The 23,799-nt window shown below is 70.4% G+C and carries 25 protein-coding genes; 13 read left to right on the top strand and 12 right to left on the bottom strand.

Annotation, left to right across the window (positions count from 1 at the left end; translation table 11 throughout):
• Nucleotides 1-12: 12 nt before the first annotated feature.
• Nucleotides 13-861, top strand: a complete 849-nt coding sequence (locus ACIGEP_RS02645) for a response regulator transcription factor (RefSeq protein ID WP_396660082.1) — start codon at nucleotides 13-15, stop codon at nucleotides 859-861.
• 28 nt (nucleotides 862-889) lie between these two features.
• Complete coding sequence (locus ACIGEP_RS02640) at nucleotides 890-1,255, top strand: Lsr2 family protein (protein ID WP_396660081.1); 366 nt, start codon at nucleotides 890-892, stop codon at nucleotides 1,253-1,255.
• A gap of 15 nt (nucleotides 1,256-1,270) precedes the next feature.
• Here ACIGEP_RS02640 and ACIGEP_RS02635 read toward each other — a convergent pair whose 3' ends face one another.
• Complete coding sequence (locus tag ACIGEP_RS02635; RefSeq protein WP_396660080.1) at nucleotides 1,271-1,942, bottom strand: LysE/ArgO family amino acid transporter; 672 nt, start codon at nucleotides 1,940-1,942, stop codon at nucleotides 1,271-1,273.
• 76 nt (nucleotides 1,943-2,018) lie between these two features.
• On the opposite strand from ACIGEP_RS02635, the gene ACIGEP_RS02630 reads away from it, so the two are divergent.
• Both ACIGEP_RS02630 and ACIGEP_RS02625 read left to right on the top strand, forming a co-directional pair.
• Nucleotides 2,019-2,900 (top strand): LysR family transcriptional regulator ArgP, encoded by an 882-nt coding sequence (locus tag ACIGEP_RS02630; protein ID WP_396660079.1) that lies wholly within the window; start codon nucleotides 2,019-2,021, stop codon nucleotides 2,898-2,900.
• 48 nt (nucleotides 2,901-2,948) lie between these two features.
• Nucleotides 2,949-3,275: a hypothetical protein gene (locus ACIGEP_RS02625; protein WP_396660078.1), complete on the top strand. Its 327-nt coding sequence runs from the start codon at nucleotides 2,949-2,951 to the stop codon at nucleotides 3,273-3,275.
• On the opposite strand, the gene ACIGEP_RS02620 is transcribed toward ACIGEP_RS02625, so the two are convergent.
• Nucleotides 3,276-4,118: a hypothetical protein gene (locus ACIGEP_RS02620; protein WP_396660077.1), complete on the bottom strand. Its 843-nt coding sequence runs from the start codon at nucleotides 4,116-4,118 to the stop codon at nucleotides 3,276-3,278.
• 106 nt (nucleotides 4,119-4,224) lie between these two features.
• Between ACIGEP_RS02620 and ACIGEP_RS02615 the strand changes: the two genes are divergently transcribed.
• A complete protein-coding gene (locus ACIGEP_RS02615) occupies nucleotides 4,225-4,413 on the top strand; it encodes a DUF1272 domain-containing protein (RefSeq protein ID WP_396660076.1) in 189 nt (62 codons plus the stop codon).
• A 9-nt stretch (nucleotides 4,414-4,422) separates the two neighbouring features.
• Here the strand turns inward: ACIGEP_RS02615 and ACIGEP_RS02610 are convergent, their stop codons facing one another.
• From ACIGEP_RS02610 to ACIGEP_RS02595, 4 genes are all read right to left on the bottom strand, one after another.
• The gene (locus ACIGEP_RS02610) at nucleotides 4,423-4,812 is read right to left on the bottom strand and encodes a hypothetical protein (protein ID WP_396660075.1); all 390 of its coding nucleotides are present in this window, start codon (nucleotides 4,810-4,812) and stop codon (nucleotides 4,423-4,425) included.
• Between the two features lie 12 nt (nucleotides 4,813-4,824).
• Nucleotides 4,825-6,525, bottom strand: coding sequence for a ParA family protein (locus tag ACIGEP_RS02605; protein WP_396660074.1), 1,701 nt, complete (start codon nucleotides 6,523-6,525; stop codon nucleotides 4,825-4,827).
• A gap of 84 nt (nucleotides 6,526-6,609) precedes the next feature.
• The gene (locus ACIGEP_RS02600) at nucleotides 6,610-7,089 is read right to left on the bottom strand and encodes an SRPBCC family protein (protein WP_396660073.1); all 480 of its coding nucleotides are present in this window, start codon (nucleotides 7,087-7,089) and stop codon (nucleotides 6,610-6,612) included.
• Nucleotides 7,086-7,652, bottom strand: coding sequence for a TetR/AcrR family transcriptional regulator (locus ACIGEP_RS02595; RefSeq protein WP_396660072.1), 567 nt, complete (start codon nucleotides 7,650-7,652; stop codon nucleotides 7,086-7,088). The genes ACIGEP_RS02600 and ACIGEP_RS02595 overlap by 4 nt, the downstream gene beginning before the upstream one ends.
• Nucleotides 7,653-7,729: 77 nt before the next feature.
• Here ACIGEP_RS02595 and ACIGEP_RS02590 point away from each other — a divergent pair, with 77 nt between their 5' ends.
• Nucleotides 7,730-8,290, top strand: a complete 561-nt coding sequence (locus ACIGEP_RS02590) for a dihydrofolate reductase family protein (RefSeq protein WP_396660996.1) — start codon at nucleotides 7,730-7,732, stop codon at nucleotides 8,288-8,290.
• Nucleotides 8,291-8,294: 4 nt separating this feature from the next.
• Here the strand turns inward: ACIGEP_RS02590 and ACIGEP_RS02585 are convergent, their stop codons facing one another.
• On the bottom strand, nucleotides 8,295-8,957 hold the full coding sequence (locus tag ACIGEP_RS02585; protein WP_396660071.1) for a response regulator: 663 nt from the start codon (nucleotides 8,955-8,957) through the stop codon (nucleotides 8,295-8,297).
• Nucleotides 8,954-10,525: an ATP-binding protein gene (locus ACIGEP_RS02580; protein ID WP_396660070.1), complete on the bottom strand. Its 1,572-nt coding sequence runs from the start codon at nucleotides 10,523-10,525 to the stop codon at nucleotides 8,954-8,956. Before ACIGEP_RS02580 ends, ACIGEP_RS02585 begins: the two co-directional genes overlap by 4 nt.
• Before the next feature lie 171 nt (nucleotides 10,526-10,696).
• Here ACIGEP_RS02580 and ACIGEP_RS02575 point away from each other — a divergent pair, with 171 nt between their 5' ends.
• The 4 genes from ACIGEP_RS02575 (at nucleotide 10,697) to ACIGEP_RS02560 (ending at nucleotide 15,396) form a co-directional block, all read left to right on the top strand.
• Nucleotides 10,697-11,713, top strand: a complete 1,017-nt coding sequence (locus ACIGEP_RS02575; protein ID WP_396660069.1) for a Bug family tripartite tricarboxylate transporter substrate binding protein — start codon at nucleotides 10,697-10,699, stop codon at nucleotides 11,711-11,713.
• Nucleotides 11,710-12,267 carry a tripartite tricarboxylate transporter TctB family protein gene (locus tag ACIGEP_RS02570; RefSeq protein WP_396660068.1) on the top strand — a complete coding sequence of 186 codons (558 nt, stop codon included), beginning with the start codon at nucleotides 11,710-11,712 and terminating at the stop codon, nucleotides 12,265-12,267. The genes ACIGEP_RS02575 and ACIGEP_RS02570 overlap by 4 nt, the downstream gene beginning before the upstream one ends.
• 12 nt (nucleotides 12,268-12,279) lie before the next feature.
• Nucleotides 12,280-13,965 (top strand): tripartite tricarboxylate transporter permease, encoded by a 1,686-nt coding sequence (locus tag ACIGEP_RS02565; protein WP_396660067.1) that lies wholly within the window; start codon nucleotides 12,280-12,282, stop codon nucleotides 13,963-13,965.
• 87 nt (nucleotides 13,966-14,052) lie between these two features.
• Nucleotides 14,053-15,396 (top strand): hypothetical protein, encoded by a 1,344-nt coding sequence (locus ACIGEP_RS02560; protein WP_396660995.1) that lies wholly within the window; start codon nucleotides 14,053-14,055, stop codon nucleotides 15,394-15,396.
• 398 nt (nucleotides 15,397-15,794) lie between these two features.
• On the opposite strand, the gene ACIGEP_RS02555 is transcribed toward ACIGEP_RS02560, so the two are convergent.
• The 3 genes from ACIGEP_RS02555 to ACIGEP_RS02545 are packed head-to-tail and all read right to left on the bottom strand — an operon-like array spanning nucleotide 15,795 to nucleotide 18,745.
• Complete coding sequence (locus ACIGEP_RS02555; protein WP_396660066.1) at nucleotides 15,795-16,349, bottom strand: hypothetical protein; 555 nt, start codon at nucleotides 16,347-16,349, stop codon at nucleotides 15,795-15,797.
• Nucleotides 16,346-17,041, bottom strand: a complete 696-nt coding sequence (locus ACIGEP_RS02550; protein ID WP_396660065.1) for a hypothetical protein — start codon at nucleotides 17,039-17,041, stop codon at nucleotides 16,346-16,348. The genes ACIGEP_RS02555 and ACIGEP_RS02550 overlap by 4 nt, the downstream gene beginning before the upstream one ends.
• Before the next feature lie 30 nt (nucleotides 17,042-17,071).
• Nucleotides 17,072-18,745 carry a sensor histidine kinase gene (locus tag ACIGEP_RS02545; RefSeq protein ID WP_396660064.1) on the bottom strand — a complete coding sequence of 558 codons (1,674 nt, stop codon included), beginning with the start codon at nucleotides 18,743-18,745 and terminating at the stop codon, nucleotides 17,072-17,074.
• Between the two features lie 88 nt (nucleotides 18,746-18,833).
• On the opposite strand from ACIGEP_RS02545, the gene ACIGEP_RS02540 reads away from it, so the two are divergent.
• The 3 genes from ACIGEP_RS02540 to ACIGEP_RS02530 all read left to right on the top strand — a co-directional run bounded on the left by ACIGEP_RS02540 (nucleotide 18,834) and on the right by ACIGEP_RS02530 (nucleotide 23,039).
• Nucleotides 18,834-19,205, top strand: coding sequence for a response regulator transcription factor (locus tag ACIGEP_RS02540; protein WP_396660062.1), 372 nt, complete (start codon nucleotides 18,834-18,836; stop codon nucleotides 19,203-19,205).
• 73 nt (nucleotides 19,206-19,278) lie between these two features.
• Complete coding sequence (locus ACIGEP_RS02535) at nucleotides 19,279-21,006, top strand: ABC transporter ATP-binding protein (RefSeq protein WP_396660061.1); 1,728 nt, start codon at nucleotides 19,279-19,281, stop codon at nucleotides 21,004-21,006.
• Nucleotides 21,003-23,039: an ABC transporter ATP-binding protein gene (locus ACIGEP_RS02530; protein WP_396660060.1), complete on the top strand. Its 2,037-nt coding sequence runs from the start codon at nucleotides 21,003-21,005 to the stop codon at nucleotides 23,037-23,039. Before ACIGEP_RS02535 ends, ACIGEP_RS02530 begins: the two co-directional genes overlap by 4 nt.
• Before the next feature lie 7 nt (nucleotides 23,040-23,046).
• Here the strand turns inward: ACIGEP_RS02530 and ACIGEP_RS02525 are convergent, their stop codons facing one another.
• Nucleotides 23,047-23,745 (bottom strand): Type 1 glutamine amidotransferase-like domain-containing protein, encoded by a 699-nt coding sequence (locus ACIGEP_RS02525; RefSeq protein WP_396660059.1) that lies wholly within the window; start codon nucleotides 23,743-23,745, stop codon nucleotides 23,047-23,049.
• Nucleotides 23,746-23,799 lie beyond the last annotated feature (54 nt).

Genomic DNA, 23,799 nt, shown 5'->3' with positions numbered 1-23,799 from the left:
AAGTAGGTACGCGTGGGATCGTCGGTCGAGAGCGACGCGGACACGCGGCTCGTCTCCCGAGCCGTGTCGGATCTGGCACGTCAGACGCGGTTTCCGGTCGTGTTCGGCGGTCTGGAACGCGGCGGCGCCGTTCACGTGACGGCCATCGCCGGCACCCGCACGCGCAGCATCGAAGGACTCGTCGTCGAAGCGGGTCGGGGCCTGGGCGGTGCCGCGATGATCGAGAAGCGGCCGCGTCTGGCCCTGGACTACAGGACAGCCCGGACGATCACCCATGACTACGACCGAGCCATCCTCGGTGAGGGCATCTCCACCCTGCTGGCCGTGCCGGTGGTCGTGACGGGACGACCCCGCGGCATCGTCTACTGCGGGTCGTGGACGCCCGGCCCCGTCGGCGATCTCGTCAGCCGACCCGCCTTCCGCGCCGCCGACATGCTCGCGACCGAGCTGCGCGTCCGTGAAGAGGTCGATCGACGTGTCACTGCGCTCCTGCCCGGCGAGCCCGCGCTCCCCGCCTTCGCACAGGAAGACCTGCGGGAGAGCTACGCCGAGCTGCGGAGCATTGCGGCATCCGTCACCGATCCCGATCTCCGACAGCGGATCGCGGCGGTCGAGAAGCGTCTGGCGGGGATGTCGCGACCTGCACCCGCGGAGGCGGCACCGGAGGTGATGCTGTCCCCTCGCGAACTCGACGTCCTCGCGTGCTGCGCTCTCGGTGCCACGAACGCCGAGATCGCGGCGTCGCTGTCGCTGAAGGAAGGCACGGTCAAGTCGTACCTGCAGTCGGCGATGGCGAAGTTGGATGCCTCCACCCGCCACGCGGCGGTCGCCAAGGCGCGCCGTGCCGGCCTTCTGCCGTAGCGGGCGCCCGCGCCACTAGGCTCAGCGCATGGCTCGCAAAATCGTGCATCAGCTCGTCGACGACCTGGACGGCACCGTCCTCGAGGTCGGTGACGGGGAGACCGTCCTCTTCTCACTCGACGGCACCGCCTACGAGATCGACCTCACCCACGACAATGCGACCGCGCTGCGCGACGCGCTCGCCCCGTACATCGACGCCGCCCGCCGTGTCTCGTCGCGCGCGACGACCCCCCGCACGACGACCTCGTCGAACGGGGGAGGTCGCAAGCAGAAGCGCGCGGGCCAGCGCGACTACGCGCCCATCCGCGAATGGGCGGCGAAGAACGGCTATCAGGTGTCCGAACGCGGCCGCGTACCGGCTCAGGTGCTCGACGCCTACGACGCCGCGCACTGACCGCGGCGAGCCCCCTCAGCCGAGGATGAGGCTCACGGCGATCACGAGCATGATGACGGCGATGCCGCCGTCGAGGATCCGCCATGCGCGTGCGGTGCGCAGGAGCGGCGCCAGGTAGCGCGCTCCGTAGCCGAACAGCACGAACCACAGGGTGCTCCCGGTGATACCGCCGGCGAGGAAGAACCACCGCGCGTCGCCGTGCGTCGCCGCGACCGAGCCGAGCACGACGGTCGTCTCGACGATCGCGTGCGGGTTGAGCCAGGTCACGGCGAGGATCGTGAGGAGCGTCGCCGTCCGCGTCGCCGCTCGGGGCCGGACGAGGACCGTGCCGGTGCCCGCGGCATCCGCTGTCGAGGCATCGTCTCCCGCTGCCTCGAGGCTGCCGCCGCCCCGCCATGCGCGGCGCGCGCTGACGAACGCAAACCCCACGATGAAGGCCGCGCCCGCCGATCGAGCGAGCGTCTCGAGCCACGGATGCGCAGTGACGAGGGTCGCGACGCCGGCGACTCCCAGGGTCTGCAGGATGGCGTCGCTCACGACGCACACGATCACGACGATCCCGACGTGCTCGCGGCGCAGACCCTGTCGCAGCACGATCGCGTTCTGCGCGCCGATGGAGACGATGAGGCCGAGGCAGAGGCCGAGGCCCGACAGGAGGGCGGCGAGTTCAGGGGTCACGTCGTCCACGCTAGGGTGAGCCCGATCTGCAGTACAGCGAAGGATTCTGCATGATCTGAAGCTCTTCTTCATTAGGGTGGGTCGGGTGGACATCCCGTTCGAACACCTGCGCACCCTCGCAGCGGCGGTCGACGCCGGCACACTCGATCGGGCGGCCGTCCGCCTGGGGATCACGCCGAGCGCCGTCAGCCAGCGCATCCGGGTCATCGAGCAACGCGTGGGCCGCGTCGTGCTGCGCCGCACGAAGCCGGTGACCGCGACGGCGGCGGGCGAACCGCTCGTCCGCCTCGCCCGCCAACTCGACCTGCTGGAGCACGAGGCGAAGGCCGTGCTCGGCGACGACGCCGGCTCGGCGCACGTGCCCCTCGCCGTCAACGCCGACTCGCTCATCACCTGGTTCCTGCCGGCTCTCGCCGCCGTCACCGCGGCTCACACGGTCACCTTCGAGGTGCACCGCGAGGATCAGGAGCGGACGGCGCAGTTGCTGGCCGCAGGGACCGTCATGGCGGCGGTCACGTCGCAACGCGAGCCGGTCACTGGGTGCGTCGCCTCGCCGCTCGGGCGCATGAGGTACACCCCGGTCGCGACCCGATCCTTCGCCGAACGCTGGTTCCCGGAGGGACTCAGCAACACGGCGCTCGGCGCGGCGCCCCGCGTCGACTTCGACCGTCACGACACGCTGCAGAGCTCGTTCGCGGAGCGACACGGTGCCGACCGCGACGCCCCGCGGCACATCATCAGCGCCTCCGCGGAGTTCGCGCAGGCGATCACCCTCGGGCTCGGCTGGGGAATGCTGCTGCCAGGACAGTTCGAGACCGGTGTGACGGACGGCTCGCTCGTGATCCTCTCGGACGACACGATCGACATCCCCCTGTTCTGGCAGCGATGGAATCTGGCATCGCCGCTGCTGGACACCGTGACCTCGGCCGTCCGCGAGGCGGCGGACCGCTCACCGGCCCTGGTGTAGCGAGCCTCCCGCCCGTCGTCAATCCCCTGGGTGTCCCGCGGATCGCGGGTGACAGTGAAGTCCTGGGATCGGAGTCGGTGGGGTCAGCGGGACGAGGTGCGGATCATGTTCGTGGATGCGGAGACGTTGCGGGCGCTGCCGACTCGACGACCGGCGGACGCCCCGCCCCGGGCCTCGCGCATCCAGTGGAGCCTGATCGCCGACGACCGCTACGAGGTCCGCATCGCGGGCGAGGTCGCCGGTTTCATCGACGTGGTGGGCGCGGTTTTCGTCGTCCTCACGGGGTCGCGATACGACCGCGCCGAAGAGGTCGCTCAGACCCTCGTCTGGTCGACGGCTACGACCGCCCTGGATCAGTTCCGCTCTCGCGGCTGATCAGTCGGCAGCCCGCTCCGCGGCCTTCCTCGCCTTCCGTGCGGCATCGCGCGCCTGCAGTCGCTGTTCGCCGAGACGCTCGACCTCACGGCGCACCCGCTCGATCTCGTCCTCCACTCTCGCGCGTTCCACCTCCAGTGACGCCAGTCGGTCTTCGAGGGACGACTCCTGCTCCTGCGCGGCCCGCCATTGATCCTCGACCCGCGCGAGATCCCTCTCCGTGCTCTCGGCGTGGCGGCGCGCTTCGGCCGCGGCGCGAGCCGCGGCACGGGCGGCGCGCCGTTCGGCGAGCTCGTCGCTCGGCTCCGGCCGGGCAGTCGCCGCCTCGAACGGGCCCGAGACCGCGTCGGTGAGATCGGGCGCGTCCACTCCGGTGGCCTCGATGGGGCGCAGCAGCCGGGCGCTCGCGACGGCGGCCGCGGCATCCGGATCCCGCAGAGCGGCGTCGAGGGTCTGCTCGACCGCGGCGCGGACGGCGCCGCCGACCTCGACACCACGCTCGCCCGCACGCTCGACGGCACGGCCGACGAGCTCGCGCAGGATGCTGCGACGACGTCGGGCGAGGTCGGTGAGGGCGCGGGCGTCACCGGCATCCGCGGCCTCTCGGAACTCCTCGGCGAGGTCCGCGGCCGGGGCGAGCGCGTCGGCGTCGTGGGATGCCAGAACGTTCACGACCCAGGCGGCGAGGACCGGTTTGCGGAGCTTCTTGATCGCCGCCGCGAGATCCTTGTCGGCCGTTTCCGCCGCGGCCGCGGTGCGCAATGCGACGAAGTCACCGGCCGGAGCGACACTCAACCGCGCGGCGACCTCGATCAGCCGCGTGTCGTCCGTCTCACCGGTCATCTGCTCATCCTCCCCCACGTCGGCCGCCGACGGATCGGCAGGATTCCGACGTCCCGCGGCACCCCTCCGACCGCGGCCGGCTCGCCTCCCGCCCTATCGTCGGAGCATGCTCGAGATGCGCCCGACGTGCGAGTCCTGCGATCGTGACCTGCCGCCGGACGGCGAGGCGTACATCTGCTCGTACGAGTGCACGTGGTGCGCGACGTGCCGCGATGCCTTTCCCGGTCGCGCCTGCCCGAACTGCGGCGGCGATCTGCAGCTCCGCCCGATGCGTGTGGTGAGCTCCGTTCACTGACCGACCCGGTCACGCCGTCCGAAAGAGGACGATGGCGAGCACACAGACGCACACCGCGAAGGGCAGGGCGGCTGCTCGTCGGCGACGGGCGGCGCCCACGACAGCCCACGCGGCGCTCGCGGAACCGATGACGAGGAAGGCAGCCGTTCGAGCCCAGCCCGTCTGGGTCACGATGACGCCGTCACCGGCGGCGGGCTCCCATTCGCAACGGCGCCCGACAGGCCAGACTGTCTCCTCGGCGGAGATGAGCGCTGTCTCCGATACCGAGACACCCACGTGAGGGTCATCCAGCCAGCACCGCGTCTCGACGTTCTCGCGCGTATCCAGCCAGAGGCCGGCGACCAGCGCTGTACCTGCCAGGAGGGCGAGCACGAGCAGAACGCCCGTCGTGGCGCGCATCTGTCCGCCGGTCTAGAGGCCGTCCGCGACGGCGGCGGCCGCGCGCATCCAGGCGTTCTTCGTGCGGGACTGCAGGGCGTCGTAGCGGATGCGACCGGCCTTGAGCGCGTCGTCGAAGGGGATGATCTCGACGGCGCGTACGTGTCCCTCGAACCCTGCGGCGATGCGCTGCGCGGCACCGATGCCGGCGCGCTCGGACTGGCCGACCACGACGACGGCACCGTCGGCGAGGCGGCGGGAGTGCTCGTCGCGCTTGCGCAAAGCGTCGAGCAGCAGCGCCGCGGACTCGGCGGACTCGGGGGCGGCCAGCGTCGGAACCACGAGTTGGTGCGCGGAATCGATCATCCGCAGCCAGCGGTCGGCCGACTCGTCGTTGCCGGAGTCGAAGATGACCATCCGGTAGTACCGGGCCGCGACCTGAGCGAGCAGATCGAAGTCGGCCGTCGTGATGCGCTGGTCGGCGGCGAGCAGCTCGGGGTTCGAGCGCAGCACGTCGTACCGGTCGACCGACTGATGGTGGACGAACCGCGCGATGTCGGAGACGGATGCCGTCGCCTCGAGGAGCCGCTGCGCCTCGGGCAGCAGGTCGCGGATCGTCGTGTCGTAGTCGCCCTGCTCGGTGCGCCATCCGAGGGTGCCGCGGGTGTCGTTGTTGTCCCAGGCAAGGACGTTGCCTCCGCCGTGGCGGGCGAAGACCGCCGACAGGACGGCCGTCGTCATCGTCTTGCCGACGCCGCCCTTGCCGTTGGCGACAGCGATGGCGCGGCATCCGGCCCACTGGCGGGAGACCGCCTTCTCGCGCTCCGCGCGCTCGAGCTCGGCCTTCGAGGGAGGGATCTTGATGCCCAGCCGCACGAAGAACGACCGCCAGCCGGTCACCTTCGCGGGGTGGTTCGTGGGCGGCTCGATGAACGAGGGACGCGTGCCGTCGGCAGTGGATGCCTCGAAGGCGGTCTCGGGCGCAGGGGCGGCGTCCGCCGTGCCCGCCGCCGGCTTTACGGTCTCGGGCTCGATTTCCGCTGCCGTCTCCGGCGCGGGTGCCGCCTCGGGCGCGGGTGCCGCCTCGGGCGACGCATCCGCGTCAGGCGTCTGGGGCGCCGCATCCGCCTCGGCATCGACAGAGTCGTGGGCCACGTCGACGGGGTCGGTTCCCGTCGCGGGGGCGGCCGCGGGGATCTCGGCCACTCGCGCGGGCGCCCACTCAGCGGGGGCCTCATCGTCGTCGAGGTCGTCGTCGTCGCCACTGTCGAACACGGGCGGTCGTTCGTCCGTCTCGCTGCCGGGAGTCGGCGTCGGGGGGAAGAAGGCGGGGACCTCGTCGACGAGGACAGGCTCGGGGCCAGGCTCGGCGGCCGCGGCGGGCTTCTCGTGCTCCGCGTCCGTCTCTTCGTCGGTCGCGGGAGCCGGGTCGGTGATCCACCACGCCTGCTGCCGCAGCTCCGCGCGGGTGACCGTGCGGTCGTCGACGTCGACGTCGATCGCGCCCGACGGGTCGACGACGAGGAGGTGCTCACCGCGGTCGCCGCTGGTGTGGAGCTCGATGGGGATGCCGGTGGCCGCGGCATCCGCTCTCACCCGATCGACGATGAGCTGCCGGACGCCGTCCGCGTCGAGGGCGTCGAGAGTCTGGTCGGCGCCGTCGACCGTCGTGAACCGTGCCGACCCCCCGGTGACGTGCGCGTACGCCCGTGCCGGTTCACTGCCAGTGCTCATGGGTTCCTTTCGCGGGGGACGGACGCGCTCCCACGCTATCGCGCCGGGCACCAAAATCCCCGGTGGACGGGAAGAGTCGCCGCGTCAGTGGCCGCCGACGCCCCGGCCGGGGGTCGCCTTCTCGACGAGGACCGCGTTGCGGGAGCGGATGAGCCGTTGCAGGTACGGCCTCAGCAGGAGCCGTTCGACGACCCATCCGAGCAGCGGCGAGCGAAGCGTCACTGTGTCCGTCATCACCGTGACGTCACCGTCCGGTTCGAAGCGGTGCTCGTGGCGGAAGACGCGGAAGGGCCCCCGCACCTGTTCGTCGACGAAGCGGCGCGGGCGGTCGAGGGCGGTGATCTGCGAGGTCATGGTCCACATCACCCCGAAGTGGCGGGCACGCCAGGTCACCGTCTCGCCCAGTCCGATCGTGCCGCTCGTGACACCGGCCACCGCGCGCTCCCGCGAGCGACGCATCGAATCCACGTGCGCGTCGATCGACAGCGACAGCTCGAACAGCGTCGCGGGATCGCACGCGACCCGCGTCACCTCGGTGAAGGTGGTCCCGCGCCGGCCGTTCATGGGAGCAACCGAGACACGAGGGCGTCGACGGCGTCGTCCACCGCGAGGCCGTCGTCGAGCGGCTGGGTCAGCCGGTCGAAGACGAGCCCGTCGATCGCGAAGTGGAACAGCGCGATCTCGAGGGCGTCGCCGGGCAGCCCCGCGGCGCGGTGGAAGGCGACGTCGTTCTCGAAGCCGTGACGACGCCACTCGGCGAGCGCGCCGGCGACCTCGGGACGGCGTACGGCCTCGAGACGCAGTTCGAACAGTGCCAGGGCGACATGCGGATCAGCCGTCAGTCGGCGCACGATGTCACGGACGTAGTCGCCGAACACCTTGCGGCTGGGCTCCCGATCGCGCAGGGGGGCCAGGGCGTCCAGGTCGGGAGCGAGTCGCTGTCCGATCCGCTCCACGAGGGCGGCGATGAGGTCTGTCCTCGTCGCGAAGTAGTTCGACGCCGTGCCCCGGGGGGTGCCCGCGGCGGCGTCGACGGCGCGGTGGGTGAGCCCTCGTGCACCCTCGGCGGCGAGGACGCGGATGCCGGCGTCGGCGAGCGCGGCGCGTCGTTCGTCGTTGCGGACCATGGGGCGACTGTAGCGCCATCACGACACATGTCGTACATTAACCACGACAAACGTCGTGAATGGAGTCGTGATGGGAACTGGTCTACTACGTCGCCGTCAGCCTGGACGGATTCATCGCTGGGCCCTCGGGCGAGACGGATGCCTTCCTCGCCGGGGGAGATCACCTGAGCGCCCTCCTCGCGGAGTTCCCCGAGACGGTCCCCGTGCATGTCGCCGAGGCCCTCGGCATCCCGATCGCCGCGGGGCGGTTCGACACCGTGATCATGGGGCGGAACACGCTGGGTCCGGCTCTCGAGATCGGAGTCGCCAGCCCCTACCCGCACCTGCGACAGATCGTGGCGACGCACCGGCCGCGCGGGCTCTCCGCCGACCTCGACGTCACCGACGATCCGCTCCGCTCGGTGCGCGAGCTGAAGGGCGCGCCGGGCGGGGACCTCTGGCTGTGCGGCGGCGGTGAGCTCGCCGGATCCCTGCGGCCCGAGATCGACCGCCTCATCCTCAAGCGCAATCCCGTGGTGTTCGGGCGCGGCATCCCGCTCTTCGGCGGATCGGCGTATGCGCCGCGGTCGTTCGATCTCGTCGGGACGCGCGCCTTCGATTCCGGTGTCGTGATCGAGGAGTACGCGGCCGCGCGCTGACCGACTAGACGACGTACCGCGTGCTCGGCCGCCCAGCCGTCGCGTAGTCCATCGTGCGGCGGGCGGCGCCCTCGTCGGCGAGATGCTCGAGGTAGCGCCGGCAGCTCACGCGCGAGAGGCCGAGCTCGGCGGCGAGGTCGGCCGCCGTGCCGCCGCCGAGGCGCCGCAGCGCGTCGTGCACGAGGTCGAGCGTCTCGCGCGTCAGTCCCTTCGGGAGCGACCTCCGCGCGGACGGCCGCATGACGGCGTCGATCCGCGTCTGGTCGAGGGTGCCGCCGGATGCCGCGGCTCCCCGTTCGGCGAGGACGTCGTCGATCCGCTGGTGCAGGTCGTGCGCGGTGAACGGCTTCACGATGTAGTGGCGCACGCCCATGAGCCGGGCGTCGCGGACGGTGTCGACGTCGCGGGCCGCGGTGACGGCGACGACCTCGGGCTGGCGGACGGCGGCATCCGCTCGGACGGCGCGCAGCGCCTCGATGCCCGAGAAGCCCGGCAGGTGGACGTCCAGGAGCACGAGGTCGGGCTCGAGGGAGCGGATCGCGGCGACGGCGTCGGGACCGGATGCCGCAGTGCCGACGAGTTCGCACTGCGGGTGGGCGGCGACGAAACGGCCGTGGAGCTGCGCGACGGCGGGAGCGTCGTCGACGACGAGGACGCGGAGACTCACGAGACCCTCGCGGCGACGGGCAGCACGACGCTGAATCGGGCACCGCCCAGTTCGGAGCGGCTCAGGACGACGTCGCCGGAGTGCCGGCGGGCGATGCGCCGCACGAGAGCGAGCCCGACGCCCCGGGTGCGGGCGCTCGGGTCCTTCGTGCTGACGCCCTCGTCGAACACGCGGTCGGCGAGGGCCGGGTCGACGCCGGGGCCGCTGTCCTCAACGACCACGCTGACGCCGTCGGCATCGGCGCGGACGGCGAGCGCGAGGGTGTCTCCGGCATGGCAGGCGTCGAACGCGTTGTCGACGAGGTTCCCGACGACGGTGACGAGATCGCCCGCCACGGCGGCGGGAACGGCTCCCTCGGCGTCGATGGAGAACGTGATGCCGAGCTCCCGCGATCGCGCGAGCTTCGCCGACAGGAGCGCGGCGAGCTCGGGACCGAGCTGCTCGCTGGCGGCCCCGATGTCGAGCGATCCCCCGGGCTGCATCCGGGCGATGAAATCGCGCGCGTCGTCCCACGCGCCGAGCTCGAGAAGCCCCGACACGACGTGCATCGAGTTCGCGAACTCGTGGGCCTGGGCGCGCAGGCCGTCGGTGAGCGACTGCTGCCCGTCCATCTCGCGCACCGCCTGGTGCAGCTCGGTGTGGTCGCGCAGCAGCAGCGTGCCGCCGACCGGCTTGCCGTCGTCGTCGTACAGACCCGTCGCCCGCGCGATGAGGGGTCGCTCCCCCGCGAGCACGAGGCGCCCCTCGCGTTCGCCGACGACGAGCACCTCGTGGATCGGCCCCTCGAGCACATCCGACGCGCGTTCCCCGACGAGCGGTCCCGCACCCAGCAGACGCACGGCGGCGTCGTTGGCGCTGGCGACGACGCCGTCGCGGTCGACACGGACGACGCCCTCCGACAGGCGGTGGAGCATCGTCTCGCGCTCGCCCACGAGCTCGGCGATCTGCCCCGGTTCGAGCCCGAGGATGCGGCGGCGGATGAGCGCGGCGACGCCGGCGGCGCCGAACACCCCCACGACGGCCGAGCCGCCGAGCGCGAGCAGCAGCCACGGCAGGCGCGACTGCACGTCGGCGGCGAGCTCGGACTCGAGAACCCCGACCGAGACCGACCCGATGATCTCGCCCGAGACGCCTCCGCCCGCATACAGGGGCACCTTCACACGGTACGACTCGCCGAGGGTGCCCGTCTCCGTCCCCGACCACACCTGGCCCGACAGCGGAACAGACGGGTCCGTCGAGACAGCCTCACCGATCCGGTCCTGGTTCGGATGCGAGTAGCGGATGCCGGCGGCATCCGTCACGACGACGTAGGTGAGATCGGATGCCTCGCGGATGACCTCGGCGATCGGTTGGATCGTCGCACTCGGGTCGGGGTCGTCGAACGCCTCGGCGATGGAGGGCAGCCGGCTGATCGAGAGGGCGACCCCCACCATCCGCTCCCGATAGGACTCGCGGATGGAGCGCTCCTGCAGAGAGATCGCGACGACACCGGCGATCACGATGACGACGCAGACGATGAAGGCTTGCAGCAGCAACAGCTGCCATCTCAGCGACATCGCTCGGGGCACGCGCTCATTCTCCCCCGCACCGCCCCGGCGCGCCCACCCCGTACGCGACCAATACTTTCCGAACTACGTCTTAGTTCCGCAAGCGCGACAGTCCGACGATGGCTCCCTAGCGTCTGTCCGAACGGACGTCGAGGCGAGGATGCCTCGGCGGAACTCGAAGAGGAGTCCCCCATGCGCAAGTCCCTCGCGATCGTCGCCCTCGCCGGTGTCGCCGCTCTCGCCCTTTCGGGCTGCAACCCCCGCGGCGCTGCCGTCGGTGGCGGCGGAACGGAGTCAGAGGCTGCGGCCGCCGTCGGCGACGTCAGCATCATCGTCCCCGCCGACCCGGGCGGCGGCTGGGATCAGACCGGCCGCGCCGTCTCGTCGGTGCTCACCGGCGAAGATCTGGTCGGAACCGCCGCGGTCACCAACATCGGCGGAGCGGGCGGCACGGTGGGTCTGGCGAGCCTCGCCAACGAGAAGGACCCGTACACCCTGATGGTGACGGGCCTCGTCATGGTCGGCGCGGTCGAGACCAATGCCGCCGAGAACCGCATGGAGGACACCACCCCCATCGCCCGTCTGACCGAGGAGCCGCTGGTCGTGGTGGTCCCGGCCGACAGCGAGTACCAGACCCTGCAGGATCTCGTCGACGCCGTCGTCGCCGACGGCCAGTCCGTCACCATCACCGGCGGCTCCGCCGGAGGCGCCGACCACATCCTCGCGGGACTCCTCCTCGAGGAGGCCGGCCTCGACGGTGCGGGCATCACCGACAAGCTGAACTACATCCCGAACGCCGGCGGCGGCGAGGCGGTCTCGCTGCTGCTCGGCAACAACGCCGCGGCCGGCATCTCGGGCGTCGGCGAGTTCGCCGAGTACGTCGACTCCGGCGACCTCCGCGCGCTCGCCGTCTCGAGCGACGAGCCGGCGCAGCTGCTGCCCGAGACGCCGACGATGCTCGACGAGGGTTTCGACATCACGTACACCAACTGGCGCGGCCTGCTCGCCCCCGGCGGGATCAGCGACGCGGATGCCGAGGGCCTGGTGAACCTCGTGACCGAGATGCACGAGTCGGGCGCCTGGCAGGACGCGCTCGAGACCAACGGATGGACCGACGCCTTCCTCACCGGCGACGAGTTCACGTCGTTCCTCGACGGCAACATCACCGAGGTCACCGGGACGCTGAAGAACATCGGTCTCGTGTCATGAGCGAGAGCACTCTGGACCGGGGTGCGCAGGAGACTGCGCGCCCCGGTTGGGGGGCGGACCGCATCGGCAACCTGATCTTCGCCGGCGTGATCGTCGCCCTGGGCGTGTTCGCCCTCGTGGGTGCGTTCTCGATCCGCGTCCCCGCCGGCGGGGTGATCGGCCCGCAGGTGTTCCCCTTCCTGGTGTCGGCCATCCTCCTCGCCTCGGGGACGTTCCTGGTGGTCGCCGCCGTCCGCGGCAAGGTCGCCGCGCCCGAGGAGGGCGAGGACATCGACCCGAACGCAGCGACGGACTGGTGGACGATCCTCAAGCTCGTCGGCCTGGTCGTCGGCGTCATCGTCCTGCTCGAGATCCTCGGCTGGTGGATGGTCGCCGCCCTGCTGTTCGGCGGCGCCGCATGGACCCTCGGAGCCAAGCGCCCCTGGGTCGCCTTCCTCGCCGGGCTCATCCTCGGCATCGGCACCCAGCTGCTGTTCGGCGAAGGCCTCGGCCTGTCGCTGCCCCGCGGCATGGCCTTCGACTGGTGGTACGGCCCCGGTCCTCTGTTCGGCTGATCGGAAGAGATCATGGACGCACTGAACTCCCTCATGGTGGGCTTCGCGACCGCGCTGCAGCCCGAGTACCTCCTCTTCGCCTTCATCGGCGTGATCGTCGGCACCGCCGTCGGCGTGCTGCCCGGCATCGGCCCGGCGATGACCGTCGCCCTGCTGCTGCCGCTGACGTACTCCCTCTCGCCCACGGCAGCGATCATCACATTCGCGGGCATCTACTACGGCGGCATGTACGGCGGGTCGACCACCAGCATCCTGCTGAACACCCCCGGCGAATCGGCGTCGGTCATCACCGCCATCGAGGGCAACAAGATGGCCAAGCTCGGTCGAGGTGCCGCGGCGCTCGCCACCGCGGCGATCGGCTCGTTCGTCGCCGGTACGATAGCGACGGCTCTGCTGACGCTGTTCGCCCCGATCATCGCCCGCTTCGCGGTGAACCTCGCGCCGGCGGACTTCGTGGCCCTGATCGTCGTCGCCTTCATCACCGTGGGAGCCCTGCTCGGGTCCTCCCCCGCGCGCGGCTTGGCCTCGCTCGGCATCGGCCTGCTCATCGGGCTCATCGGCACCGAGGTGACGACCGGGCAGGCGCGGTACACGCTCGGCATCCTGGCCCTGTCGGACGGGATCAGCGTCGTGCTCGTCGCCGTCGGCCTCTTCGCCATCGGCGAGGCGTTCTACGTCGCCGCGCGGCTGCGGCACGGACCGATCCCGGTGATCCCGGTGACCCGCGGATGGCGCAACTGGATGAGTCGCGAGGACTGGAAGCGCTCGTGGAAGCCGTGGCTGCGCGGCACGTTCATCGGCTTCCCGGTCGGCACGATCCCCGCCGGTGGTGCGGATGTCGCCACCTTCCTCTCCTACGCGAGCGAGAAGAGCCTCTCGAAGAACAAGGGCCAGTTCGGTCGCGGCGCGATCGAAGGCGTCGCCGGCCCCGAGGCGGCGAACAACGCCGCGGCGGCGGGTGTGCTCGTGCCGCTGCTGACACTGGGACTCCCGACCACGGCGACCGCCGCGATCATCATCACGGCGTTCCAGTCGTACGGCATCCAGCCCGGCCCGCAGCTGTTCCAGAACCAGGGCGACCTGGTGTGGGCGCTCATCGCGAGCCTCTACATCGGCAACGTGCTGCTCATCATCCTGAACCTGCCGCTGGCGGGCATCTGGGTGAAGCTGCTGCAGATCCCGCGCCCCTATCTGTACGCGGGCATCATCACCTTCGCGGTGCTCGGAGCGTACGCGGTCAGCTTCTCGACGCTCGACATCGCGATCCTGCTGATCGTCGGCGCGCTCGGCTACTTCATGCGCCGATTCGGCTTCCCGATCGCGCCGCTGATCGTGGGCCTCATCCTGGGTCCCATGGGCGAGCAGCAGCTGCGCAAGGCGCTGCAGCTGAGCCAGGGCGACCTGGCCGATCTGGTGCTGCACCCGTTCGCCGCCGTCGCCTATTCGGTGCTGATCGTGATGCTCGTCGCGGGTCTGTGGCTCAAGCGTCGCCAGAGCCGCTACGAACGCGCGCTCGAGGCGTCGCTCGCCGCCGAGGAGGGTCACCCGCAGGCAGCCGTCGACCGGATGTGGGATGCCGGTGACCGCCCGACCGACGTCCGCACCGACACGATCCGGGCCGAGCTCGCCGCCGCCGCCGCGAAACGCGAGCGTCGGGGACGCCGGGGAACCCGCGACTCGGACGGTGACGTCGGCTGAGCCGCGGCATCCGCTGACGCCCGTCCGATCCCTGTGGTCGGGCGGGCGTCGCCGCGTCGGTGCCACTACGGTGAGACCGTGCGAACGATGCTCGGTCTGACGTGGCGCCTCCTCGTGCGCCACTGGCCGGCCCTGCTCGCGTGGTACCTGGCAGGAACCCTGGGCCGCTACGTCGGGCTCGAGGTCGCGGGGTACGTCGGCGGATACACGGCGCTCGGCGGCATCCTGCTGATCCCGATCGCCATCCTGGCGAAACTCCTGGGCTACGTCGGCATGTTCCTCGTCCTCCGGGACGGCATGGTGCGGCTGGGCGCGATCGCCCCGCCGCCTACCGAGCCGCGCGCCCGGCGAGTGGCCTTCCGCGACGCGATGCTGTCGTCGATCCTGCCGTTCATCGCCGTCTACGCCGCATTGGGTTTCCTGGTCGAGGATGTCGCCACCTATCTGGACACCGCACTGCAGGTCAAGATCGGCCGAGACGCGATGGCCGCCGCCACGGGCGTCGACGTCGACACCTCCGGCGCCGTCGACAAGCTCTCCTGGGAGCCGTGGACGATACTCGTCGTCGTCCTCGCGTTCGCCGGCCGCTGGGCGTGGAACCGCTGGCGTGACCGTCTCCCTCGATGGAGCTCTCTCGCTGCGACGTACCTCGAGGGCTTGTGGGTGTTCCTGGCGGCCTACTTCATCGGCGATGCCTTGGGGCAGGTCTCGGCCTGGGTGCAGTCGCGTCGTGCGATCGCCTGGATCGGCGATCTCCGCGAGACGGTCGGCGCCTGGTTCGCGCCGCTCGGATGGACATGGGATGCCGTGGCCACCGTCATCGGCGCTGCCGCGGGGCTCATCGGCGTGCCCCTCGCCTGGCTGACCGTCGCGGGGGTCATCTACGGCCAGGCGGTCGCGCCTCAGGGACTGCAGTGGCGTGGACGCCTCGTGGAACGGGCGCGGCAGCGCTACGGCACCGTCCCGCAGCGACTGCGCCGCCGGCTGGGCGACATCGGCGCGAGCGTCGGTGCGAGGTTCCAGCCCATCTGGCGCGCACTCGTCCTGATGTGGCGCGGTGGGCCGATCCTCATCGGCGGGTACGTGCTCGCTTACGTCCTCCTGCTTTTCTGCCAGGACTACATCGACTTCGCGGTGACGCGGCTGGTCGGACCGCAGAGCCCCGTCGAGTTCTGGCGTTCGTGGGGAGCGATCTTCCTCCTCGTCGCGCCGCTCATCATCGAGCCCTTCCGCACGGTTCTGATCGCGAGCACGTACGACGCCACGGTCGGGGCCCTCATCGGGGCCCCCGTCGTCACCTCAGGGCACGACGACGAGTCGCGCGTAGCGCGGCAGCTCGTCCACGATCACGAGCTCGATGCCGAGCGGTCCGTCGACGTCGTCGGGCACGATGAAGGGGACGTCGATGCCGAACGGACCCGCGGGGAATAGGTCGGCCTCGGGATCCATCGGACACAGCGTGTACCGGTGGTAGTCCCACGGCACGAGTGTCGTATCGGCTTCGAATACCCGCTCCTTCCCGTCGAGCTCGCGCAGTGCGTAGACCTGGCACCCCGTCACTGCGCCGTGCCGGTCGACCGGGACCCTGACGGCGAGGATCTTCGTGCCCGCGGGGGTGTCCGTGTCCGCGATGGTGGTCTCGGTCACTCGCGCGGGCCCGAAGGTGACGCCGCCGAGGTCGACGGACTCCCCCTGCTGCGCTGTGACGGCGAACGTCGGCTGCCCGCTCGCGGTCTTCCACCACTCCCAGCCGCCAAAGACCCCGACCGTGACGGGCACGAGGATGACGAGAGCGAGAAGTGCGCCTCGATTGCGCCGCCACCAGCCGCTCACACGCCACCCCCCGACAATGTCGCCAGTTCGTGTTCGTCGTTCCGAGGCAGCTGCCCCAGCTCGACGGGGAGCTCGACGACGGAGTCCAGCCGCCAGTCCTGGTCGTCGACCGTGAACCGGATGACGGCGTCACCGCGGCGGAGGTCCGCCGGCAGTTCGAACGCCAGGCTGCCGCTCGTCGGAACACCGACCTCGAGCTGCCGGCCCAACAACGACGATTTCGGTCGCTCACTCGCGCGGTAGGTCACGCCGTCGATGACCAGCACGGCCAACCCGAGTCGCACGGAGATCTCGGTCGATCGCGACTCTACGTCCGCATCGACGAAGACCCAATTGCCCTCGGCAGACCAGCCGTTCGCATCCGACAGTGCGTCCGCTGCCCCGACGTCGGTGACGGTGACGATCATCTCGCGACCGACGGCGCGATCCCCCACGGCCACGGTCTGGACGAATGAGGACTCGGTGAGCGCCTGCCCCGGGGTCACCTGTGTGACAAACCACGCGGCGACGAGAAGGAGGATGCCGAGGCCCCAGACTCCCGCACGCTTCACTCCGACTCCTCCGCGGGCGGCTGGTCGGCCCCGGCGCCGACATCGGTCAGTGGAACGTCCATCGTCGCGACGACGATCGGGGTGTCCCACCAGCGCCCCTCCAGGATCAGGGCGCCCTCCCGCAGCGTGAAGTCCCGGATCTCAAGCTCAAGCGTGTCGTCCGCCGAAAGTTCGTCCCGGTCGATGACCCAGGCGACGACGAGCTCGGCGGGAACACCGGGCTGGAGCCAGACCGACGTTGTCGCGTCGTCGAGCCGCGCGACCGCGTCCGGCGTCCGTCCGTCCAGGTTGGCGGCGAGGAGGGAGCCCGCCAGCCCCGTCGGCGAGGCGCTCGAGGTCCCTCCGGGCAGGGCGGTGTCCCACACGTTCTCCGCTCGGACCACGGCAGCGACCACACGCTGTCCCTTCTCCGGGTCGGCGTAGACCCCCGCGTCGGGCAGGGCGTCGATGAGCACCGCCCGATCCACCGTGATCGACAGCATGTCGTTGCGATGCTCGTCCCCCGGCTGCAGCGTCGCGAGGGGAGGGGCGGCGACGGCCTCCAGCCCCCCGAACGCGGCCGCCGCGCCGAGAAACACCGCAGTGAGGATGCCGGGCACCCAGGCGGTCGGCACCCGGTCGGTCATCTCGCGCAGCCAGCGGGTGTTCCGCGGGGACCGGCTGTCCCGCGGCTCGTCTCCGGAGGCTGTCACGGCGTCATCCTAGCGACGCGCGCCGTCCTCTCATGCCGAGAGGGCGAACTCCTCGGCCGGTGGTGTCGTCTCGTGCGTGCGCGGAAGCGACAGACCGATCGTCGTGCCCTGGCCGGGCTCGCTCTCGATCGTCACCTCGCCGCCGTGCGCGTCGACGATCGACTTCACGATGGAGAGCCCCACCCCGATCCCCTGGACGGCGTTCTCGCGCACCGAGCTCGCACGGTAGAAGCGGTCGAACACGCGCTGCTTGTCGTCCGCGCTCATCCCGATACCGGTATCGGAGACCGCGATCAGCGCCCGCTCGCCCTCGCCGCCGACACGGACCGTGACCGAGCCTCCGCGCGGCGTGAACTTGACGGCGTTGGTGAGGAGGTTCTCGACCGCCTGCTCGATGCGACGCGCGTCGAGGTCGGCCTCGACGTCGCTCTCGCCTTCGACCGACACCGAGACCCCTGCCTGGCTCGCGAACGGCGTCACAACGGCGACTGTCTCCTCGACCAGGGCGCGGACGTCGACACGCGCCGGCGCCAGCACCATCCGCTTGTTGCCTGCGGTGAGCAGCTGCGAAACCCGCTCGAGCAGGACCTCGCCGTTCCGTGCGATCGCGCTCAGCGCCTGCTCGACGCCGAGCTTCTCGGCATCCGCCCCGAGGGTGTCGACGACGTGCTCGGTATAGCCGACGACGGATGTCAACGGGGTCCGCAGCTCATGGGAGACGGTCGTCAGGACCTCCTCGCGCGCCTCGACGGCGTCGGCGAGGTCGGTGACGTCGTAGGCCGCGATGACGGTGCCGAGCAACGCTCCGTCGGGCCGGTGGACCCGGCGCGACGACGAGAGGATCGCCATCTGACTGCCCTCCGGACCGCACCACTCGAGGTGGTTGTGGATGACCTCGCCGCGCAGCGCGCGCGGCACGAGCTGCTGCTCGCACGGGACGGGTGTCGTGCGGTCACCCCGACACACGTTCGGCCCCGCGTAGGGCGGATCGTCGAAACGGAACCCGACCGTTTCGGCGAGCTTCTGCGCGGCACGGTTGGCGAGCACCAGCCGACCGTCGGCGTTGTAGAAGGCGACGGCACCGTTGACGGTGTCGAGCACGGTGCGCAGCACGAGCTCGTCGTCACGCGACTGCGCGAGTGTCGACGCGAGCGACTCGGCGGTGTCCTGCACCTGACGCCGACTGCGGCGGAAGCTGTTCGCCGCGAGATGGACGCCGATCGAGATGCCCGTCGTGAGGACCGGCAGCGTCACCAAGTTGAGAACCATCAGCGGCGTCGAGAGCGATTCAAGCCGCATCACCAGCGGAAGCGCGGAGATGAGGAGCCCGCCGAGGAAGACGAGGGACAGCGCCGGCCAGCGGTACCGCAGCGCGATCCACGCGAACGGCATGAGGCAGAGCACGCCGACGGTCGGGATGTAGCCGAACAGCTCGGCGCGGACCAGCGCCACGGAGACGACATCGACCAGCGGGACGACGATGCCCCACGACGTCAGCAGCCAGCCGCGCCGCGACGGGACGAAGGCGACGGATGCCGCGACCGCGGCGCCCGCGCCGGCGAGCAGCAGCGGCGACGTCCACAAACTCGGCACCGCGAGGCCCGCTGCCACGACGACGAAGAGCGTGCCTGCGAGGAACGGCAGTTGCAGCCGTAGGAACAGATCCCCCGGCTGCATCGGTGTCCACAGAGGTTTCCTGCTCACATCGGCCCCCTTTACCAGAAGTACTCCGGCGATCCCCCCGCCGCGGCCCAGGTTCTTCCACGACCCGGGATCGTGTCAGAGTACGGGGGTGGACATATCCGTGCTCGTGGTTGACGACGACGATGACATCGCTATGCTCCTCGTCTCCAGCCTCGAGCGGGCAGGCATCGTCGCCGGCCGCGCGTCCAACGGCCGGGAGGCCGTGGAACGGGTCCTCGCCGACCACCCGCGCGTCGTCCTGATGGACTGGATGATGCCCGGCACCGACGGCACCCAGGCCTCTCGTGAGATCCGTGCCGCCGACATCCCGCAGCCGCACATCATCATGCTCACGGCGCGCGTGCACACCTCGGACCGCGAGGAGGCGCTGCGGGCCGGGGTCGACGAGGTCGTCGCGAAACCGTTCCGGCCCCGCGAGATCGTGGCGCACGTCACGGAGCTGCTCTCCCCCGCGCGCTGACGGCGTACGCCGTCAGCGGACATCCACCCTCAGGGGGACGCGGATGTCGGCGGGTGGTGGCACTCTGATTCCTATGCTCGGAACCCTTCTGGTGCGGTACCTCCGCACCTACCGCTGGCTTGTCGTGGGCGTGCTGGTGTTCCAGTTCGCCTCCGCGATGGCCGCTCTGTATCTCCCGCGCCTCAACGCCGACATCATCGACAACGGCGTCACGCGCGGCGACATCGGCTACATCTGGTCGCACGGTGTCCTCATGTTGACGATCGCCCTCGGGCAGATCGCCGCCTCGATCATCGCCACCTTCTTCGCCGCCCGGGCCGCGATGGCCGTGGGACGCGATCTCCGTCGCGATGTCTTCCAGCGGGTGAGCGGCTTCTCGGAGCGCGAGGTGACGCAGTTCGGGGCCGGCTCGCTCATCACCCGCAACACGAACGACGTGCAGCAGGTGCAGATGCTGGCGATGATGGGCGCGACGATGCTCGTGACGGCGCCGCTGCTGGCCATCGGCGGCATCATCATGGCGCTGCAGCAGGACGTCGGGCTCAGCTGGCTGATCGGTGTGTCGGTGCCGACGCTGCTGGTCGTCGGCATCCTGATCATCAGCCGGATGGTGCCGCTGTTCCGCAGCTACCAGAAGAAGCTCGACGCGGTGAACCGCATCATGCGGGAGCAGCTCACCGGCGTCCGCGTCGTGCGGGCGTTCGTGCGCGAACGCATCGAGGAGGAGCGCTTCCGCGGCGCGAACACCGACATCATGGTCGTCGGCCGCAAGGTCGGCTCGCTGTTCGTGCTGATGTTCCCGCTCGCCATGCTGATCCTGAACGTGACCGTCGTCGGGGTCATCTGGTTCGGCGGCATCGAGGTGAACGAAGGCTCGGTCCAGATCGGCACCCTGTTCGCCTTCATGCAGTACATCGGTCAGATCCTGATGGGTGTCCTGATGGCGACCTTCATCACGATCATGATCCCCCGGGCCGCGGTGTCGGCCGACCGCATCGGAGAGGTGCTCGCGGTGGAGGGCGGCCTGGTCAAGCCTGCGCAGCCGGTCTCCGACTTCCCGACGCCGGGCACCGTCGAGTTCGACGACGTCACTTTCACCTACCCCGGGGCCGACGAGCCGGTGCTGGCGGGCGTGAGCTTCTCGGCCGCGCGCGGTGAGACGGTCGCGATCGTCGGTTCCACCGGTGCCGGCAAGACGACGCTCGTCTCCCTCATCCCGCGGCTGTTCGACGTCACGAGCGGATCGGTGCGGGTCGCCGGTGTCGACGTGCGCGACGCCGACCTCGACAGGCTGTGGCAGGGCATCGGCCTCGTGCCGCAGAAGGCGTTCCTGTTCACCGGAACGGTGGCCTCCAACCTCCGATTCGGGCGCGAGGACGCCACCGACGAGGAGTTGTGGCACGCTCTCGAGATCGCCCAGGGGCGCGCCTTCGTCGAGGAGATGGACGACCGCCTCGACGCCCGCATCGCGCAGGGCGGCACCAACGTCTCCGGCGGGCAGCGTCAGCGCCTGTCGATCGCCCGCGCGATCGTGCACCAGCCCGACATCCTCGTCTTCGACGACTCGTTCTCGGCGCTCGATCTCTCCACCGACGCGAAGCTGAGGCAGGCGCTGTGGCGGGAGTTGCCGCAGGTGACCAAGATCGTCGTCGCCCAGCGCGTGTCGACGATCACGGATGCCGACCGCATCGTCGTGCTCGACGGCGGCCGGATGGTCGGTGTCGGCACGCACGACGAGCTGCTCGCCTCGAACGAGACCTACCGCGAGATCGTCGAATCGCAGCTGGGGGTGGACGCATGAGCACGTCCGAGAAGGAGATGACCGAAGAGGAGCGCGCCGAGGCGGAACTCGCCGAACAGGCGCGGCTCAACAGCGGCAGCTGGGACTCGGTGGCCCCGGGTAAGGCATCGCAGTTCGGTCCGAGCTTCATCCGCATGATCGGGCTGCTCTCCCCGTTCAAGTGGTGGTTCGGTCTCGTGACCATCGCGGGTGCTGTCGGCGTCGTGCTCGCCGTGATCGCCCCGAAGATCCTGGGCGAGGCGACCAACATCGTGTTCGAGGGCTTCCTCTCGAACTTCCTGGGCCAGAACCCGGCGCTGGCCGGCTTGACGCAGGGCGAAGCGGTCGCTGCGCTGCGCGCGCAGGGTCAGGATGACTTCGCCAACATCGTCGCGTCGATGCAGAACTACGCCCCCGGCGCCGGTGTCGATTTCGACGCCCTCAAGGTCGTCATCACCTGGGTGCTGGTGATCTACGTCGTGTCCGCCGTCCTGACCTGGCTGCAGGGCTACGTCATCAACGTGATCATGGTGCGCACCATGTGGGGTCTGCGCGAGCAGGTCGAGGCGAAGCTCAACCGTCTGCCCCTGTCGCACTTCGACCGGGTACAGCGCGGCGAGTTGATCTCGCGCGTCACCAACGACATCGACAACATCACGCAGACGATGCAGCAGTCGCTCTCGGGCGCGCTGACAGCGATCCTCACGGTGGTCGGCGTCCTCATCATGATGTTCTCGATCTCGTGGCAGCTCGCCATCGTCGCGCTCGTCGCGCTTCCCCTCATGGCCGTCATCTTCGGCATCATCGGCCCGAAATCGCAAAAGGCCTTCGGTGTGCAGTGGCGCAAGGTCGGTCGACTCAACGCCCGCGTCGAGGAGTCGTTCTCGGGTCACTCGCTCGTGCGGGTGTTCGGTCGCGAGGCCGGTGCGCAGGCGAAGTTCCAGGAGGAGAACGAGGAGCTGTTCCAGGCGGCGTTCAAGGCGCAGTTCCTCTCGCGCATGATCATGCCCGGCATGACGTTCATCGGCAGCCTCACCTACGTCGGCATCGCGGTGCTCGGCGGACTGCAGGTCGCGAGCGGCCAGCTGCGCCTCGGCGACGTGCAGGCGTTCATCCAGTACTCGCAGCAGTTCACGCAGCCCCTGTCGGAGCTCGGCGGCATGGCGGCGGTCGTCCAGTCGGGAACCGCGTCGGCCGAGCGGGTGTTCGAGCTGCTGGACGCCGATGAGCAGGATCCGGATGCCGCTGACGCCCCCGCCCGCGGCGACGGACGCGGTGTGATCGAGTTCGAGCACGTGAAGTTCTCATACGCCCCGGAGCACCCCCTCATCACCAACCTGTCGTTCCGGGTGGAACCGGGCCAGACAGTCGCGATCGTGGGGCCGACGGGTGCCGGAAAGACGACGCTCGTGAACCTGCTCATGCGGTTCTACGAGCTCGACGGCGGTCGGATCCTCCTCGACGGGCAGGACATCGCCGAGCTCTCGCGCGACGACGTCCGCTCCCGCACCGGCATGGTGCTGCAGGATCCATGGCTGTTCGCCGGGTCCATCCGCGAGAACATCCGCTACGGCCGTGAGTCGGCCACCGACGACGAGATCGTGGATGCCGCGGTCGCGACCCGCGTCGACCGGTTCGTCCGGTCGCTTCCCGACGGCTACGACACCATGCTCGACGAGGATGCCTCGAACGTCTCGGCGGGCGAGAAGCAGCTGATCACGATCGCCCGCGCGTTCGTCGCCCAGCCGGCGGTGCTGATCCTCGATGAGGCGACCTCTTCGGTCGACACCCGCACCGAGCTACTCCTGCAGCACGCGATGGCCGCGCTCCGTGAGGGACGAACGTCGTTCGTCATCGCACACCGACTCTCGACCATCCGCGACGCCGACCTCATCCTCGTGATGGAGCACGGCGACATCGTCGAGAAGGGCACGCACGACGAGCTGATCGCCGCTCAGGGCGCGTACTACCGCCTGTACCGGTCGCAGTTCGAGCAGGCGCACGACGATCTCGCCGAGGCGCCGGCCGAGGAGAGCGCGGCCCCGGCCGAGTGAGCCGGCGTTACCCGCGGGCGGTCAGCCGTGTCACGACGGCCGACCGCCCGTCGGGTGCGACGTGCCAGGCGGCGCCGACTCCAGCGACCGTCGGATTGCTGCCCGGATCGGTGACGACGAGCGCGGTGTGCTCGTCGACCGCGTAGCCGCGGGGAACGAGCCCGGCAGCGACGGCGGCGGTCAGCCGGGTGAGCGTCCCCCACTGCGCGGCGTGGACGTCGACGGCGAACGGCACGAGGCCCAGTCCGGGGACGATGAGGAGCTCGTCCTCCTCCTCGCCGGCATCCTCGTTCGCCACCGGCACCCCGTCGAGCCGCCAGCCGCCGACCAGAGCGGAGGACGCCGCGATCGCCGACCCCGCCGAGAAGCCGATGTACGGCATCCCGCCCGCGACCCGCTCGCGCACGTGTGGTGCGACGTTGGCGAAGGCGTGGGCGTAGGTGGGGGTCAGTCCGCCGCCGACGACAACGGCATCGACGCCCTCGAGGATGCGCGCGGTGAAGCGCTCGCCCTCGACGACACTCACCACGTCCGGATCAGCGACTCCGGCCAGTTCTCCGAGCCGGCGCCACCGCGGGACCGACTCCTCATCATCCGCCTCGATGACGAGGAGGATCCGGACCCGTCTCGCGCCGGCGAGCCCGGCGGCGAGCAGCGGGACGATGTGGGTGTCGTCACGGCCTCCGCCGATGAGGTGAACACGCATGTGCGCGATCGTATCGGGAGGCGTGGAATAGGACGGCCGGCCCGCGTCGTTCCC

The sequence above is a fragment of the Microbacterium sp. NPDC077663 genome (assembly GCF_044542795.1).
GTDB lineage: Bacteria > Actinomycetota > Actinomycetes > Actinomycetales > Microbacteriaceae > Microbacterium.
This window is presented reverse-complemented; position numbering and strand designations above follow the sequence as displayed.

What these genes read in the sequence shown, in the direction of transcription:
- ACIGEP_RS02640 (WP_396660081.1), top strand. Translation starts at nt 890, where the DNA reads ATGGCTCGCAAAATCGTGCATCAGCTCGTCGACGACCTGGACGGCACC.
- ACIGEP_RS02620 (WP_396660077.1), bottom strand. Translation starts at nt 4,118, where the DNA reads ATGACCGGTGAGACGGACGACACGCGGCTGATCGAGGTCGCCGCGCGG.
- ACIGEP_RS02615 (WP_396660076.1), top strand. Translation starts at nt 4,225, where the DNA reads ATGCTCGAGATGCGCCCGACGTGCGAGTCCTGCGATCGTGACCTGCCG.
- ACIGEP_RS02610 (WP_396660075.1), bottom strand. Translation starts at nt 4,812, where the DNA reads ATGCGCGCCACGACGGGCGTTCTGCTCGTGCTCGCCCTCCTGGCAGGT.
- ACIGEP_RS02605 (WP_396660074.1), bottom strand. Translation starts at nt 6,525, where the DNA reads ATGAGCACTGGCAGTGAACCGGCACGGGCGTACGCGCACGTCACCGGG.
- ACIGEP_RS02600 (WP_396660073.1), bottom strand. Translation starts at nt 7,089, where the DNA reads ATGAACGGCCGGCGCGGGACCACCTTCACCGAGGTGACGCGGGTCGCG.
- ACIGEP_RS02595 (WP_396660072.1), bottom strand. Translation starts at nt 7,652, where the DNA reads ATGGTCCGCAACGACGAACGACGCGCCGCGCTCGCCGACGCCGGCATC.
- ACIGEP_RS02575 (WP_396660069.1), top strand. Translation starts at nt 10,697, where the DNA reads ATGCGCAAGTCCCTCGCGATCGTCGCCCTCGCCGGTGTCGCCGCTCTC.
- ACIGEP_RS02570 (WP_396660068.1), top strand. Translation starts at nt 11,710, where the DNA reads ATGAGCGAGAGCACTCTGGACCGGGGTGCGCAGGAGACTGCGCGCCCC.
- ACIGEP_RS02565 (WP_396660067.1), top strand. Translation starts at nt 12,280, where the DNA reads ATGGACGCACTGAACTCCCTCATGGTGGGCTTCGCGACCGCGCTGCAG.
- ACIGEP_RS02560 (WP_396660995.1), top strand. Translation starts at nt 14,053, where the DNA reads ATGCTCGGTCTGACGTGGCGCCTCCTCGTGCGCCACTGGCCGGCCCTG.
- ACIGEP_RS02535 (WP_396660061.1), top strand. Translation starts at nt 19,279, where the DNA reads ATGCTCGGAACCCTTCTGGTGCGGTACCTCCGCACCTACCGCTGGCTT.
- ACIGEP_RS02530 (WP_396660060.1), top strand. Translation starts at nt 21,003, where the DNA reads ATGAGCACGTCCGAGAAGGAGATGACCGAAGAGGAGCGCGCCGAGGCG.
- ACIGEP_RS02525 (WP_396660059.1), bottom strand. Translation starts at nt 23,745, where the DNA reads ATGCGTGTTCACCTCATCGGCGGAGGCCGTGACGACACCCACATCGTC.